Here is a 13,008-nt window from a genome sequence, read left to right on the forward strand (position 1 = left end):
TCAAGTGTACGTTTCCCCAAGCTGCGGATTCACCGTGACCTCCGTCCAGGTCCGAGCCACGAGCGACGGCTAAGCTGTCGGGGTGAGTGAACGCGTCGTTGTGAAGAACCTGGCCGCCCTGTCCGACGGTCCCGTCACCGTCTCCGGATGGGTCGAGACCGTCCGCGACCAGAAGAAGGTGCAGTTCGTCGTCCTCCGCGACGAGAGCGGCGCCGTCCAGCTGGTGAACCCGGCTGTCCGCGAGGTCGACCCGGAGGTCGAGGGCTCCGCCGAGCGCCTCGCCACCACCGAGGCCATCTCCGCCCTCGCGCACGGCTCCTTCATCACCGTCACCGGCGAGCTCAAGCACGACGAGCGCGTCAAGCTCGGCGGCATCGAGGTCAAGGTCGCCACGCTCGAGGTCGTCACCGCCGCCAACCCCGAGACGCCGATCGCTGCGGACTCCTCGCTCGACAAGCGGCTCGACTGGCGTTTCCTCGACCTGCGCCAGCCGAAGCAGGCCCTGATCTTCCGCATTCAGACGACGTTCGAGCACGCACTGCGTCAGTACTGGATCGACAACGACTTCATCGAGATCCACACCCCGAAGCTCATGGCGAGCGCGAGCGAGTCGCGCGCCGAGCTCTTCGAGGTCGACTACTTCGAGGGCAAGGCGTACCTCGCGCAGTCCCCGCAGTTCTTCAAGCAGATGGCGCAGTCCGCCGGCTTCGGCAAGGTGTTCGAGGTCGGACCCGCATTCCGCGCCGACCCGTCGTTCACCAGCCGACACGCGACCGAATTCACGAGCGTCGACGCCGAGATCAGCTGGATCGAGTCCCACGAGGACGTCATGCAGCTGCACGAGGAGCTCCTCGTCGCCGGCTTCACGGCGGTCAAGGACAAGCACGGCGAGCAGATCTCCGAGCTCTTCGGCATCGAGCTCGAGGTCCCGTCGCGTCCGTTCCCGCGCATCCCGCTCGCCGAGGCCAAGCGCATCGTCGCCGAGCGCGGCTACGAGATCCCGCGCGCCGACGACGACATGGACCCCGAGGGCGAGCGTCAGATCGCGGCCTACGTCAAGGAGACCTTCGGTCACGACTTCGTCTTCCTGACCGACTACGCGTCGAGCATCCGGCCGTTCTACCACATGCGCAACGCCGAGGACGGCTCGCTCACCAACAGCTACGACCTCATCTACAACGGCGTCGAGATCTCCACGGGCGCGCAGCGCGAGCACCGCGTCGACGTCCTCGTCGAGCAGGCCAAGGAGAAGGGCCTGGAGCCCGAGGAGCTCGAGTTCTACCTCGACTTCTTCCGCTACGGCGTCCCGGCGCACGGCGGCTTCGGCATGGGCCTCGCCCGCGTGCTCATGCTCATGCTGCACGAGACCTCCATCCGCGAGGTCACCTACCTGTTCCGCGGCCCGACCCGCCTCGCCCCGTAACCCCGCAAGAAGGACGCCATGCAGATCGTCATCCTGTACGGGACCGAATCCGGCAACGCCGAACGCCTCGCCGGCGACCTCGGCAAGGCCATCGGCTCTCAGCACCAGTGGCGCGTCGTCGACCTCGGCGACGTCGACCCCGCCGAGTTGTCGACCGACGAGATCCACATCTTCATCACGTCGACGTACGGCGACGGCCTCCTCGGTGAGACCGGCCAGATCTTCTACGAGGCGCTCGAGGAGTCCGACGTCGAGCTCGACGGGCTCCGGTACGCCATCTTCGGGCTGGGCGACAGCAGCTACGAGGACACGTACAACCAGGGCAGCTCGCTGCTCGACGCCATCCTCACCGAGCACGGCGCGACCCGCTTCGGTGAGTTCGGTCTACACGACGACGGCGGGTTCGAGCGGAAGAAGGACGTCGCGCTCGCCTGGCTGCCCGGCGTGCTCGCCGCAGCACAACAGCTCTGACCTCCGCCCTGGTGCGTGCCAGGACGCGACGGTAGCGTGACTCGCACCGGCCGTGCGGCGTCCTCGCACGTGAGCGAGGGGTGAGCCAGATGAACGCGACCGCCGAATCCGTGGTCCTGCGCCTTCGTGCGGCGGGGTGCGTCTTCGCCGAGGACGAGGCGGCGCTGCTCCTCGCCGAGTCGGATGATCCGGATCGACTCGAACGGATGGTCGCGGCACGGGTCGCCGGCCGGCCGCTCGAACACGTCCTCGGCTGGGTCGCGTTCCGAGGACGCCGGGTCGTCGTCGAGGACGGGGTCTTCGTGCCGCGGCGACGGACCGAGCTCCTGGTCGACGCCGCCCTCCCGCGCCTCCGGAACGGTTCGGTGGTCGTCGAGCTCTGCTGCGGTGCCGCGGCTGTCGGGAGTGCCCTCCTCACCGAGGCACCCGGCCCCATCGACGTCTGGGCGTCGGACATCGACCTCGCCGCGGTGGAGTGCGCACGGCGCAATCTCGAGCCACTCGGTGGGCATGCCCTGCCCGGAGACCTGTTCGACGGGCTGCCCCGGTCGCTCGCGGGTCGCGTCGACCTCCTGCTCGCGAACGCCCCCTACGTCCCGACGGCGTCGATGGCGACGATGCCACCGGAGGCTCGGGAGCACGAGGCCGTGATCGCGCTCGACGGCGGTGCCGACGGGCTCGACGTGCAGCGTCGGATCATCGCGCAGGCCCCGGACTGGCTCGCGCCGACCGGTTCCCTCCTGATCGAGACGAGCGAACGTCAGGCCCCCGAGACCGCCGCGCTCATGCGGGCGGCGGGCCTCACGGCGTCGATCGTCCGCGACGACGAGCTCGACGGCACCGTCGCCGTCGGCGTCATGGCCTGAGCCCTGCGGGTGCCGGGCTCAGTCGAGCTGGAAGTCGACCGCGGAGCGCTCGACCACGAGCTGACGGACGATCTGCACCACGCGGACGTGCTCCGGGTGGACCTGGTAGCGCTCCAGGGCTTCGAGGCTCGGGTAGTCGCCGACCAGCACGACGTCCCAGTTGCTCTCGGGGTAGGCGATGTTGCGTCCGACCTGGAGGTGCTCGATGTCGTCCGGCATGAACCCGGCGAGTGCCTCGAGTTCGGACTGCATGGTGGCGAACGCCGCGTCGCGCTCGGCGTCGTCCGTTGCTGCCAGCTTCCAACTGACGATGTGGCGGATGGTCACTGGGCCCCCAAGGGTCGATGTGGATGGATGGACGTGCGGATCAGTCGGCGAGCAACGCGGACCGCAGGCGGTCGGGGTCGATGCGCCAGTAGTTGTGGACCTTGCCGTCGATGAGGACGACGGGGATCTCCTCCCAGTGGCGGTCGTGGAGCGCGGGATCGTCGAGGATCGAGAGCTCCTCGCGTTCGATCGTCGGGCCGTCGGACGGGAGGCCTGCGACCACCTCGTCGATCACGTCGCGGGCGTCGTCGCAGAGGTGACAGCCGGGCTTGCCGATGAGCGTGACGTGCAGAGTGGACACCTCCTCAACTGTACGGGGTGCCCGAGGTCGGAGCACCTCCACGGAACCGACACGTGTGGTGTTTCACCGAGACATCTGGCACGATGCCTGAATGATGATGCCGTTGAACCCAGGGCTGAGAACCATGCGTGTCGAATTCACCGGGCTCAAACACTCTGGCATGCGCCGGTCGAGGTCCGTTGTCATTGTGTGATGCCTACACATTCGGAAGCCGCGACGATCCTCGGCGAGCGGCTGCGTGCCGCCCGCAACGAGCGACAGCTGACCCTCGAGGACCTGGGCGTGCTGGCCGGGATGCACTGGACGAACATCGGCAAGATCGAGCGAGGGCAGGTGCACCCGAGCGTGGAGACGCTCGTCAGACTGAGTACCGCGCTCGACCTCGACCCGGCCCCGTTCATCACGGGCCTCAACGCCGACATGTACCCGGGGCGGGCGCACAAGCTGACGGCACGCGATCTGCTGGCCGCTCGCCGCGACCAGGAACGCTGACCCGCCCGCCGGAGACCACTCCCCTCCACCCGCCGGCGTCCATCAGAAGGTGACCCGCCAGAGGTACTGGTGGCCACCGGGACGGAACCAGGACACCTGCACGCTGGTCGCGCGGGCCAGCTCGGTGCCCAACACCTCGAATTCCAGGGCGCTCCCCGGCGTCAGGCGACACGGTTCCAGTGGAGCGAGGAGTCCAGGTCCGATCAGGCGCAGCACGACCCAGTGGACGGCTTCGTCACCGACGTTCCGGAGTCGATAGCGAGGTGCGTCGTCTCGTTCGACGACGAACGGCACCCGGTACGCGAGCTCGCGTCGGTTGCGGTGGACGGTTGGCGGGAGATCGCGGGTCATGCGAAGAACCTACGAAGGACCGCCGACGATCTCGGGGCGACGGACCGCGTGCCGCGACGCGCTGTGGATCAGTCCCGTCCGGCCTCGCCTGTGGAGGAACCTCGACGCCGCTCGACCCGCGGAGACCACACGCTCTGACCGACCAACGAGACGATCACCTCGACAACGCCAGAAAGCGCCGTACCCCAATGGGCAGGCGCTTCCGGTGGACGAAGAGTCGTCAGGCGCTCCGAACGGAGCAGCCGGCTACTTCTTGTTGCGGCGCTGGTGACGGGTCTTGCGAAGCAGCTTGCGGTGCTTCTTCTTCGCCATACGCTTGCGGCGCTTCTTGATAACAGAACCCACGGATTTACCTCACAGAATTGGGGGGCTTGGCCGCAGGGATCGCGACCGAAGAGAACAAGTCTTGTTGCCAGTCTAGCCGATTGCAGCGCGCGTCGTTCACACGCCGTACGCCTGCAGGCTGCTAGGAGCGGGAAACGCCTCAGCCGACGTCGGCGACCGGGCGCTGCCGGACGGCGTCGACGGCGGTCTCCGGCACTCGGAACGACTTCCCGAACCGGATGGCCGGGAGCTCCCCCGAATGCACCAAGCGATACACGGTCATCTTGGACACCCGCATCATCTCGGCGACTTCGGCCACGGTGAGGAAGCGGACGTCGGCAGTGTCCTGCGTCATCGAACCCCTCCTGCGCCTCTGGAAACCCGCTTGAACGGCGCCCCGAGGACCGGAACGCCGCATGGCAACTCTAGAGGGCCGACGCCCGCCCTGTACATCCCCTGTGTGAACGGTATGGGGGCCGGGCTACGGGCGGAGCTTCTTCGTGACCGACTGCACCGCGTGGGTCACGTCCGCAGCGACCTTGCCGACCGATCCGGCGACCGCCTTGGCCTGGTCCGGGAGTGACAGCGCCGCGAAATCGACACCGTCGTCCTGGTAGTCGACGCTGAGGAACGGGATCAGCCAGTCCTCCACGTCCTCGAGCGGCGCCGAGTCCAGGCTGTAGTAGCGGTGCTGGCCCTCCTCGCGCACCTCCACGAGCTCTGCTTCGCGCAGGACCTTGAGGTGCTTGGACACCGTCGGCTGACTGAGGCCGAGCTGCGCGACGATCTCGGAGACGCTCGTCCCGGTGCCACCGTGCCGTTCGAGCAGCAGCGCGAGGATGTCCCGCCTGGTGGTGTCAGCGATCACGTCGAAAATGTCGGCCATGCTCCAACGATAGTGATGGAGCGCACGGAGTACCATTGCCTCCGGCGCAGTCCTGAGGTGTTGAGGGGTCAGATGAGCGGCAATGCCATGGGGCGTCGTCCCTCGATCACCGTCCGTCACGGCCTCGCGAGGGTCAGGGAGGCCGTCAGCGACTTCGCCGCGAAGTCGACCTCGCGGTTCGCCATCCTCGTGTTCAGCTTCCTGATCTTCGTCTTCACGATGCTGTTCTCGCTCCCCATCGCGAGCGCCGACCGCCAGGTGACCCCGATCGCCGACGCCCTCTTCACCGCCGTCTCCGTCATCTGCGTCACCGGGCTCTCGACCGTCGACATGGCCACGCACTGGTCGCTCTTCGGTCACGTGCTCGTGTTCATCGGCGTCCAGATCGGCGCGCTCGGCGTCCTGACCCTGGCCTCGATCCTCGGGTTCGTGATCGCCCGACGACTCGGGCTCCGCCAGAAGCTCATGGCGGCGAGCGACACGAACCCCCTGCGGTCGCACCACGGCCCCGTCGCCGAGGGTCAGGCGGTCCGCCTCGGGGAGATCGGCAACCTGCTCGTCACCGTCGCCGTCAGCGCCCTCGTGATCGAGGCGGCCCTGGCGGTCCTGCTCTTCCCTCGCATGCTGCTCGACGGCATCAACCCCTGGGACGCCGCCTGGAACAGCGTCTACTACGCGGCCATGGCCTTCACCAACACCGGCTTCACGCCGAACGCCGAGGGGCTCGCGGCCTTCGAGAACGACTACTGGTTCCTCAGCATCCTCATGCTCGGGGTCTTCCTCGGCAGCATCGGCTTCCCGGTCATCTACGCACTGAGCCGCAACTTCCGTCGGCCGAGCCGCTGGTCGCTGCACGTCAAGCTCACGCTCGTCACGACGATCATCCTGTTCTTCGCCGGGGCGCTCGCCTTCATCCTGCTCGAGTTCAACAACCCCGAGACCTGGAACAAGTGGAACCTCTGGGACACGATCTTCCAGGGGTTCTTCCTGTCGGCCATGACGCGGTCGGGCGGCTTCTCCACCGTGGACATCGGCGACCTCAACGGCTCGACCCTGCTCGTCGCCGACATGCTCATGTTCATCGGCGGTGGTTCCGCCTCGACCGCCGGCGGGATCAAGGTCACGACGCTCGCCGTCCTGTTCCTGGCGGCGTTCGCCGAGGCCCGCGGCCGCGAGGGCGTGGAGGTCTTCCGCCGCCGGATCCCGCAGGACGTGCTCCGCGTCGCGGTGAGCGTCGTCCTCTGGGGTGCGACGATCGTCGCCCTGTCGACGATCGTCATCCTGCAGATGACGAAGGCCCCGCTCGACCACGTGCTGTTCGACGTCATCTCCGCCTTCGCGACGGTCGGGCTGAGCACCGGCCTCGTCGCGGACCTGCCCGACGCCGGGGTGTACGTCCTCGCCGTCACCATGTTCCTGGGCCGCGTTGGTACAGTGACACTCGCTGCAGCCGTGGCCGCGAGTCAGAGCGGCCAGCTGTTCAAACGACCCGAAGAGAGGCCCATCGTTGGTTGACCGCATCAAGCACGACGCCCCGGTCCTCGTCATCGGACTCGGTCGGTTCGGTGCGGCCTGCGCCGGCGAACTCGACCGACTCGACCGCGAGGTGCTCGCGATCGACGACAACTCCGACCTCGTGCAGAAGTGGTCCGACCGGGTCACCCACACCGTGCAGGCCGACGCGAAGAACATCGAGGCGCTCCGGCAGATCGGCGCGCAGGACTTCTCCGTCGCGGTCGTCGCGGTCGGATCCTCCATCGAGGCGAGCGTGCTCATCACCGCCAACCTCGTCGACCTCAAGATCCCGCAGATCTGGGCCAAGGCCGTCTCGCAGTCGCACGGCAAGATCCTCGCCCGGGTGGGGGCGAGCCACGTCATCTACCCCGAGCGCGAGGCCGGCGAACGCGTCGCCCACCTCGTGTCGGGCCGCATGCTCGACTTCATCCAGTTCGACGACGACTTCGCGCTCGTCAAGATGTACCCGCCGAAGCCCATCCGCGGGCTGAACCTGACGGAGTCGGGCGTCCGGACGAAGTACCGGATCACGGTCGTCGGGGTGAAGTCACCGGGGAAGCCCTTCACGTACGCGACCGCCGACACCGTCGTGTCGAACCACGACCTCATCATCGTCTCCGGCACGTCGGCCGACATCGAACGCTTCGCCTCACTCGAGGGCTGAAGCCTCCTCAGGTGAGGCTGCGCGCGTAGCAGCGCGACTGCGGCTCGTCGACGTACGGCCCGAACGCCTCGATCGGTTGGTACCCCTCGCGCTCGTAGAAGCGCATCGCGTCCGGCTGCTCCGTGCCGGTCTCGAGGAGGAGCTCTGCAAGACCGAGCGACCGCGCTTCGTCCTCCAGTGCCCGCAGGAGCGCGGTGGCGACGCCGGTCCCCCGGGCCTGCTGTACGACGAACATGCGTTTGATCTCAGCCCGGTCCGCGCCGAGCATCCGCAGGCCGCCGCAGCCGAGCGGGGTGTCGTCGACGTCGCTGGCGAGCAGGAAGAGCGTGATGTCGGCTGCGGTCGGCGGTGTCCCGGGTTCGTGATCGTCGCTTCCGTACCGCGCATCGAGTTCGCGGCGTTGGGCGGCCCGCAGCGCGGTTCCCGCCTCGTCGTCCCAGGCCACCCGGCCGATCCTGATCGTCATGCGTGTCCTCCAGTCATTCCGTAACAAGCATTACGGTAACATCGGTTCCGAGGTGATCACGACATGGCAAGAACCAAGGACCCAGCGGCCCAGGCGCGGATCTCGCACGCGGTCTGGGAGGTCCTGGGCGAGCACGGCCCGCACGGGTTGACCCTCCGCGCGGTCGCGGAGCGGGCCGGGTGCACGACGGGCCTCGTCCTGCATCGCTTCCCCGACAAGCGCGCGCTCCTGCTGCACGCTCGCGACCTGCTCCACGAACGGACGGCGGCGCGGACCGAGGCGATCGAAGCCGCAGCCGAGACCCCGCGTGACGCTCTGCGCGCCGTCCTCCGGCAGGCCCTGTCCCTCACCGACGAGACGCGCCAGGAGGCCCGGGTCTGGCTCGGCTACCTCGCGGCGGCGCTCGACGACGAGGTGCTGGCCGAACGGCACCGTGCGGGTCATGGCGTGTTCGTCGCGCGCACCCGCCGCCTCGTGGCCGAGATCCGCCCCGAGCTCACCGAGGCCGAGGTCGCCGCGACGGCCACCGTCGTCGTCGGATTCATCGAGGGCGTCAGCACCCTGAGCACGGCCGACGACGACCACTACGACGCCGCGGCCCAGCTCGCCGCGCTGGACCGACTGCTGCTCGTCCTCGGGCTCGACGAGACGAGCCACGCGTGATCGTCGTGGAACGGTGGGCGGATGCTCCGGCTCATCGTCGCGAGCGATTCGCCGAGCTCCTCGAGGAGTACCACCGCTGGACCGAGCATGAGAAACTCCTCGGCCGAGCGCCGGGTTTGGACGAGCCCACTCCGACGATCGCCCTCCCCGACCGCTACCGGGTCGAGATCGCCGACCCGGGCACCGCCTTCGCCTCCGAGGAGATCCTCCTGGCCGTCGAGGACGACCGGGTGCTCGGCTGCGTCGTCCTGACGGACGGCCCGTCGCCGGAGCTCAAGCGACTCTGGGTCGACCCCGACGCTCGTCGCCGGGGCGTGGCCGCAACCCTGCTCGAGGCCGCGACGACCGTCTCGCGACTGCGGGGTGACGACACCGTGCGTCTCTCCGTGTGGCATTGGCGATCCGCCGCGATCGCGCTCTACCGGCGGTCCGGCTTCGTGGCGGTCGCTTCCTGGGACGACAGACCCGGCCTCGACTGCTTCGTGCGGTCCTTCGACTGATCCGGCCGCCGTCGGGTCAGGACGCCGACAGCTCCTCGGCGCGTGCGATGGCGGCTGCCGCGGCGCGGTCGAACGTCTCGCTGAAGCCCGCCTCGGCGAGCACGGCGAGCGCCTGCTCCGTCGTCCCCTTGGGGCTCGTGACGTTGATCCGCAGCTGCTCGGCGCTCTCCCCCGTCGTCGCGAGGAGTTCCGTCGCGCCGCGGAAGGTTCCGTTGACCATCACGGACGCTTGCTCGGGGGAGAACCCGAGGCCGATCGCCGTGCGGGTCAGTTCCTCGATGAAATAGTAGACGTACGCCGGACCGGAACCGGAGATGGCGCTGAGGGCGTCGATCTTCGATTCGGGGATGACGACCACTTCGCCGACGGTCTCGAAGAGCGCGGTGACGACGGCGAGGTCGTCCTCGCTCGACCGGGTACCCTGCGCGAGCCCGGTGACGCCGAGCCCGACGTAGGACGGGGTGTTCGGCATGGAGCGGAGGACCGACACCGACTCCGGCAGGGCGGCCTCGAAGGCCGCACCGCGGATGCCGGCCGCAAGGCTCACGACGATCGTGCCCGGCTGCAACGCGTCGGCGATCTCGGCGAGGAGGTCGGCGACCAGGTAGGGCTTCACGCCGATCAGGACGATCTTCGCCGCGGCTGCCGCGCGACGATTGCCGTCGGCGTCCTGCTCGAGGGCGATCGAGGTGACGCCTGGCAGCTCGGCGAGAGCTTCTGCCTTGGCGATGGTCCGGTTCGTCACCGTGATGCCACCGTCGACCTCGACACCCGGCTGGACGAGACCGCGCAGGACGGCCCCTCCCATCGAACCGGCTCCGAGGATGGCGATGCTGGGCAGGCTGATCGTTTCACTCACCCTGAGAGTCTAGGCACCTGCATGCTCGGCGGCACCTGCCCGGCCGGATCAGTCGGCGAGGCAGGCGCCCGACGGGACCGCGGACTGCAGCGACCCGGCGAGCGCGACGACGGGCAGGACCTCGTCCATCGCGAGCGCGTACCCGACCGGCGCGGAGTTCGCGTCGCGGGCGAAGATCACCCCGGCCACCTCACCGGACTCGGTGAGGAGCGGGCCACCGGAGTTGCCCGGCTGCACCGTCCCGGACAGCGTCACGACCTGACGGCTCGTCGGGTTGTTTCCACCGATGTCGGCGACGAGGCTCGGCCCCACCACGATGACCTGCGCGCCACCGGCCGTGTACGGGCCACCGAACGGATACCCGGCGACGACGGCGTTCGAACCGGGCGCCGGGTTCGGTGCGAGCGGCAGCGATCGGGCGCCGAGGTCGTCGACGCGGATGACGGCGAGGTCGTCGACCGGGTCGAAGTAGACGATCCGTCCTTCCCTGGGCATGGCCCCTGGGACCTCGACGACCGGGTTCGTCACGCCGGCGAGGACGTGCGCGTTCGTCATGACCAGGTCGTCGGCGAAGACGAAGCCGCTTCCGGTGAGGCTCCGCGAGCAGGACTCGGCCGTGCCGCTGATGCGGACCACGGACGCGGAGGCCGTCTGCAGCGCCGGCGTCGAGGTGTCGAGCTGCGGGGCGGCGGGTACGTCCGCGGTTCCGCCGAAGGCCTCGATGACGCGTTGGGCCCCACCGTCGACCACCGTGGAGCGAAGCTGCGCGAGCGTGCTCTTCACCTGCACGGGCGTGACGCGGTCGATCGTGCCGATCACCGCGGACGACCCGACCGCCTGGGCGAGCAGCGGGATACCGAGGGAGCCGACACCGAGTGCCGCGGTCACGAGGACGAGCGCGGTGACGACGAGGTTGAGGGCGGCACCGAGCAGGCGTTCCAGACCGCGCAGGGGGGTCTTGCGGACGACGGAGCCGATGGCCCCGCCGATGAACGCACCGATCGTGTAGCCGACGGCGAGGACGACCACCGCCGCCGCGACCGCCGCCCAGCCACGCCAGGCCGCATCCGACACCCACGAGGCGACGAGCGGGATCGCGAAGAAGGCGCCGACCCCACCGGCCGCCAGCCCGACGAGCCCGCCGAGGCTCCCGAGGAGCCCCGCACGCCACCCGCGGATCAGGAAGCCGATCAGGACGACGACGAGGATGATGTCGAGGATCACGCCGGGTTGCATCCTGCGATCCTGCCATCACCCGCCGACAACGGGCTCCGGAAGTGCTGGGAGCAGCCGCATCCGGTCAGCGATCCGATTGAGGCGCGGGGATGTCCGGGGCCGTGTGCGGCCTCAGGGGGCGCCGACGCCGCCCGCGCCCCGGAAGAAGTCGGTGAGGAGCGCCGAGCAGCGCTCGGCCTCCACACCCGCGTAGACCTCGACACGGTGCTGCAGGCGCCGGTCGCGCAGGACGTCGTAGACGGAACCGACCGCACCGGCCTTCTCGTCCCAGGCCCCGAAGACGACCCGCGGGATCCGGGCGGCGAGGATCGCGCCGGCGCACATGACGCAGGGTTCGAGCGTGACGACGAGCGTCAGCTCCGTGAGGTGCCAGTCGGCCAGCGCGGCCGCTGCGGCGCGGATGGCGACCACCTCGGCGTGGGCGGTCGGATCGGTGTGCAGCTCGCGCTCGTTGCGTCCGACGGAGACGACCGTGCCGTCCGGGGCGACGAGCACCGCGCCCACCGGGACGTCGTCGCTGGCCAGGGCCGCCTCGGCCTCGGCGATGGCGAGGTTCATCCACGCGGCGAACTCGGCCGGTGCGTGCATCCGTCATCTCCCCGAAATCCTGGTCGCCGCGCGAGCGACTAGATTGATCGTATGCGAGTGCACGTAGCCGACCACCCCCTCATCACCCACAAGCTCACGGTGCTCCGCGACAAGACGACACCGTCGCCGGTGTTCCGTGCCCTCACCGAGGAGCTCGTCACGCTGCTCGCCTACGAGGCGACACGCGGCGTCACGGTCGAGGAGATCACGATCCAGACGCCCGTCACCGAGACGGTCGGGGTCAAGATCAGCGAGCCGCGTCCGCTCGTGGTCCCGATCCTGCGGGCCGGCCTCGGCATGCTCGAGGGCATGGTGAAGCTGCTCCCCACCGCCGAGGTCGGCTTCCTCGGCATGGTGCGCAACGAGGAGACCCTCGAACCCACCACGTACGCGGAGCGTCTCCCCGACGACCTGTCCGACCGCCAGTGCTTCGTGCTCGACCCGATGCTCGCGACCGGTGGCTCGCTCGCGGCGGCCATCGACTTCCTCTTCAAGCGTGGCGCGATGCACGTCACCGCCATCTGCCTGCTCGCCGCCCCCGAGGGTCTCGAGCGCCTCGAGGCCGAGACGGCCGGCAAGGACGTCACCATCGTCCTGGGCGCCCTCGACGAGAAGCTCGACGAGAACGGGTACATCGTCCCCGGGCTCGGCGACGCCGGCGACCGCCTCTACGGCGTCGTCTGACCCCTGCTCCCGCCGACATGAGGCGGATCGTCGTCCATCCCCGCGATGGACGACGATCCGCCTCATCTCAGTTGTGCCGCCAGCTGACAATCCCCGAGTAACAGAACGTCATCTTCCGCTCGCACTTGACAGGATCCGGGGGATTCCTGTTGTATTGCGGACTATGACGACCAACGCGCCCACCCCGACCTCCTTCGAGGCCCCTGGGAACGCCGGCATGATGATGCCCGGCCGCGCTGTCATGTGCTGTCGAATGTGTCGCTGATCCGACTCCTCCAGCACCGGTAGCGATCCACACGGATCCGCTCCACTGCTCCCAGCACCTCCGAGTCCGCCGCTCCCCCATCAGGTGAGCCGACTCCCGGACGTACCCCGTCCGTACCCGGCCGACG

19 protein-coding genes are annotated in these 13,008 nt (G+C 69.0%); 9 read left to right on the plus strand and 10 right to left on the minus strand.

What is annotated here, in order from left to right; all coding sequences use genetic code 11:
- Positions 1-82: 82 nt before the first annotated feature.
- The 3 genes from aspS (at position 83) to GV015_RS00170 (ending at position 2,760) form a co-directional block, all read left to right on the plus strand.
- The gene (aspS, locus tag GV015_RS00160; RefSeq protein ID WP_085514014.1) at positions 83-1,423 is read left to right on the plus strand and encodes an aspartate--tRNA(Asn) ligase; all 1,341 of its coding nucleotides are present in this window, start codon (positions 83-85) and stop codon (positions 1,421-1,423) included.
- An 18-nt stretch (positions 1,424-1,441) separates the two neighbouring features.
- Positions 1,442-1,894 carry a flavodoxin domain-containing protein gene (locus GV015_RS00165; RefSeq protein ID WP_159875743.1) on the plus strand — a complete coding sequence of 151 codons (453 nt, stop codon included), beginning with the start codon at positions 1,442-1,444 and terminating at the stop codon, positions 1,892-1,894.
- 89 nt (positions 1,895-1,983) lie between these two features.
- Positions 1,984-2,760: a putative protein N(5)-glutamine methyltransferase gene (locus tag GV015_RS00170; protein WP_159875745.1), complete on the plus strand. Its 777-nt coding sequence runs from the start codon at positions 1,984-1,986 to the stop codon at positions 2,758-2,760.
- A gap of 18 nt (positions 2,761-2,778) precedes the next feature.
- On the opposite strand, the gene GV015_RS00175 is transcribed toward GV015_RS00170, so the two are convergent.
- On the minus strand, positions 2,779-3,087 hold the full coding sequence (locus tag GV015_RS00175; RefSeq protein WP_079706641.1) for a Dabb family protein: 309 nt from the start codon (positions 3,085-3,087) through the stop codon (positions 2,779-2,781).
- Between the two features lie 40 nt (positions 3,088-3,127).
- The gene (locus tag GV015_RS00180) at positions 3,128-3,388 is read right to left on the minus strand and encodes a glutaredoxin family protein (RefSeq protein WP_159875747.1); all 261 of its coding nucleotides are present in this window, start codon (positions 3,386-3,388) and stop codon (positions 3,128-3,130) included.
- Positions 3,389-3,580: 192 nt separating this feature from the next.
- Between GV015_RS00180 and GV015_RS00185 the strand changes: the two genes are divergently transcribed.
- Positions 3,581-3,880, plus strand: coding sequence for a helix-turn-helix domain-containing protein (locus tag GV015_RS00185; RefSeq protein WP_064294610.1), 300 nt, complete (start codon positions 3,581-3,583; stop codon positions 3,878-3,880).
- A gap of 42 nt (positions 3,881-3,922) precedes the next feature.
- Here the strand turns inward: GV015_RS00185 and GV015_RS00190 are convergent, their stop codons facing one another.
- From GV015_RS00190 to GV015_RS00205, 4 genes are all read right to left on the minus strand, one after another.
- Positions 3,923-4,231, minus strand: coding sequence for a hypothetical protein (locus GV015_RS00190; RefSeq protein ID WP_079706639.1), 309 nt, complete (start codon positions 4,229-4,231; stop codon positions 3,923-3,925).
- Positions 4,232-4,477: 246 nt separating this feature from the next.
- Complete coding sequence (locus GV015_RS00195; protein ID WP_003792170.1) at positions 4,478-4,576, minus strand: 30S ribosomal protein bS22; 99 nt, start codon at positions 4,574-4,576, stop codon at positions 4,478-4,480.
- Between the two features lie 139 nt (positions 4,577-4,715).
- On the minus strand, positions 4,716-4,910 hold the full coding sequence (locus tag GV015_RS00200; RefSeq protein ID WP_079706638.1) for a helix-turn-helix domain-containing protein: 195 nt from the start codon (positions 4,908-4,910) through the stop codon (positions 4,716-4,718).
- Between the two features lie 126 nt (positions 4,911-5,036).
- On the minus strand, positions 5,037-5,441 hold the full coding sequence (locus GV015_RS00205; RefSeq protein WP_064294613.1) for a helix-turn-helix transcriptional regulator: 405 nt from the start codon (positions 5,439-5,441) through the stop codon (positions 5,037-5,039).
- A gap of 72 nt (positions 5,442-5,513) precedes the next feature.
- On the opposite strand from GV015_RS00205, the gene GV015_RS00210 reads away from it, so the two are divergent.
- Together GV015_RS00210 and GV015_RS00215 are read left to right on the plus strand one after the other, a co-directional pair.
- Complete coding sequence (locus GV015_RS00210; RefSeq protein WP_079706637.1) at positions 5,514-6,956, plus strand: TrkH family potassium uptake protein; 1,443 nt, start codon at positions 5,514-5,516, stop codon at positions 6,954-6,956.
- The gene (locus GV015_RS00215) at positions 6,949-7,620 is read left to right on the plus strand and encodes a TrkA family potassium uptake protein (RefSeq protein ID WP_056013885.1); all 672 of its coding nucleotides are present in this window, start codon (positions 6,949-6,951) and stop codon (positions 7,618-7,620) included. The genes GV015_RS00210 and GV015_RS00215 overlap by 8 nt, the downstream gene beginning before the upstream one ends.
- 7 nt (positions 7,621-7,627) lie before the next feature.
- Here the strand turns inward: GV015_RS00215 and GV015_RS00220 are convergent, their stop codons facing one another.
- Positions 7,628-8,086, minus strand: a complete 459-nt coding sequence (locus GV015_RS00220) for a GNAT family N-acetyltransferase (protein ID WP_159875749.1) — start codon at positions 8,084-8,086, stop codon at positions 7,628-7,630.
- A 63-nt stretch (positions 8,087-8,149) separates the two neighbouring features.
- Between GV015_RS00220 and GV015_RS00225 the strand changes: the two genes are divergently transcribed.
- Complete coding sequence (locus tag GV015_RS00225) at positions 8,150-8,749, plus strand: TetR/AcrR family transcriptional regulator (RefSeq protein WP_159875751.1); 600 nt, start codon at positions 8,150-8,152, stop codon at positions 8,747-8,749.
- The gene (locus GV015_RS00230) at positions 8,746-9,249 is read left to right on the plus strand and encodes an N-acetyltransferase (protein WP_159875753.1); all 504 of its coding nucleotides are present in this window, start codon (positions 8,746-8,748) and stop codon (positions 9,247-9,249) included. The genes GV015_RS00225 and GV015_RS00230 overlap by 4 nt, the downstream gene beginning before the upstream one ends.
- Before the next feature lie 16 nt (positions 9,250-9,265).
- On the opposite strand, the gene proC is transcribed toward GV015_RS00230, so the two are convergent.
- From proC to tadA, 3 genes are all read right to left on the minus strand, one after another.
- Positions 9,266-10,108 (minus strand): pyrroline-5-carboxylate reductase, encoded by an 843-nt coding sequence (proC, locus tag GV015_RS00235; protein ID WP_159875755.1) that lies wholly within the window; start codon positions 10,106-10,108, stop codon positions 9,266-9,268.
- Between the two features lie 48 nt (positions 10,109-10,156).
- Positions 10,157-11,344: a MarP family serine protease gene (locus tag GV015_RS00240; protein ID WP_159875757.1), complete on the minus strand. Its 1,188-nt coding sequence runs from the start codon at positions 11,342-11,344 to the stop codon at positions 10,157-10,159.
- 111 nt (positions 11,345-11,455) lie between these two features.
- Complete coding sequence (gene tadA / locus GV015_RS00245) at positions 11,456-11,932, minus strand: tRNA adenosine(34) deaminase TadA (RefSeq protein ID WP_236555258.1); 477 nt, start codon at positions 11,930-11,932, stop codon at positions 11,456-11,458.
- Positions 11,933-11,983: 51 nt separating this feature from the next.
- Here tadA and upp point away from each other — a divergent pair, with 51 nt between their 5' ends.
- Positions 11,984-12,616, plus strand: coding sequence for a uracil phosphoribosyltransferase (gene upp, locus GV015_RS00250; RefSeq protein WP_079706630.1), 633 nt, complete (start codon positions 11,984-11,986; stop codon positions 12,614-12,616).
- Positions 12,617-13,008: the final 392 nt, after the last annotated feature.

Origin of the sequence: Plantibacter sp. T3, assembly GCF_902506515.1 — a bacterium.
Classification (GTDB): Bacteria; Actinomycetota; Actinomycetes; order Actinomycetales; family Microbacteriaceae; genus Plantibacter; species Plantibacter auratus.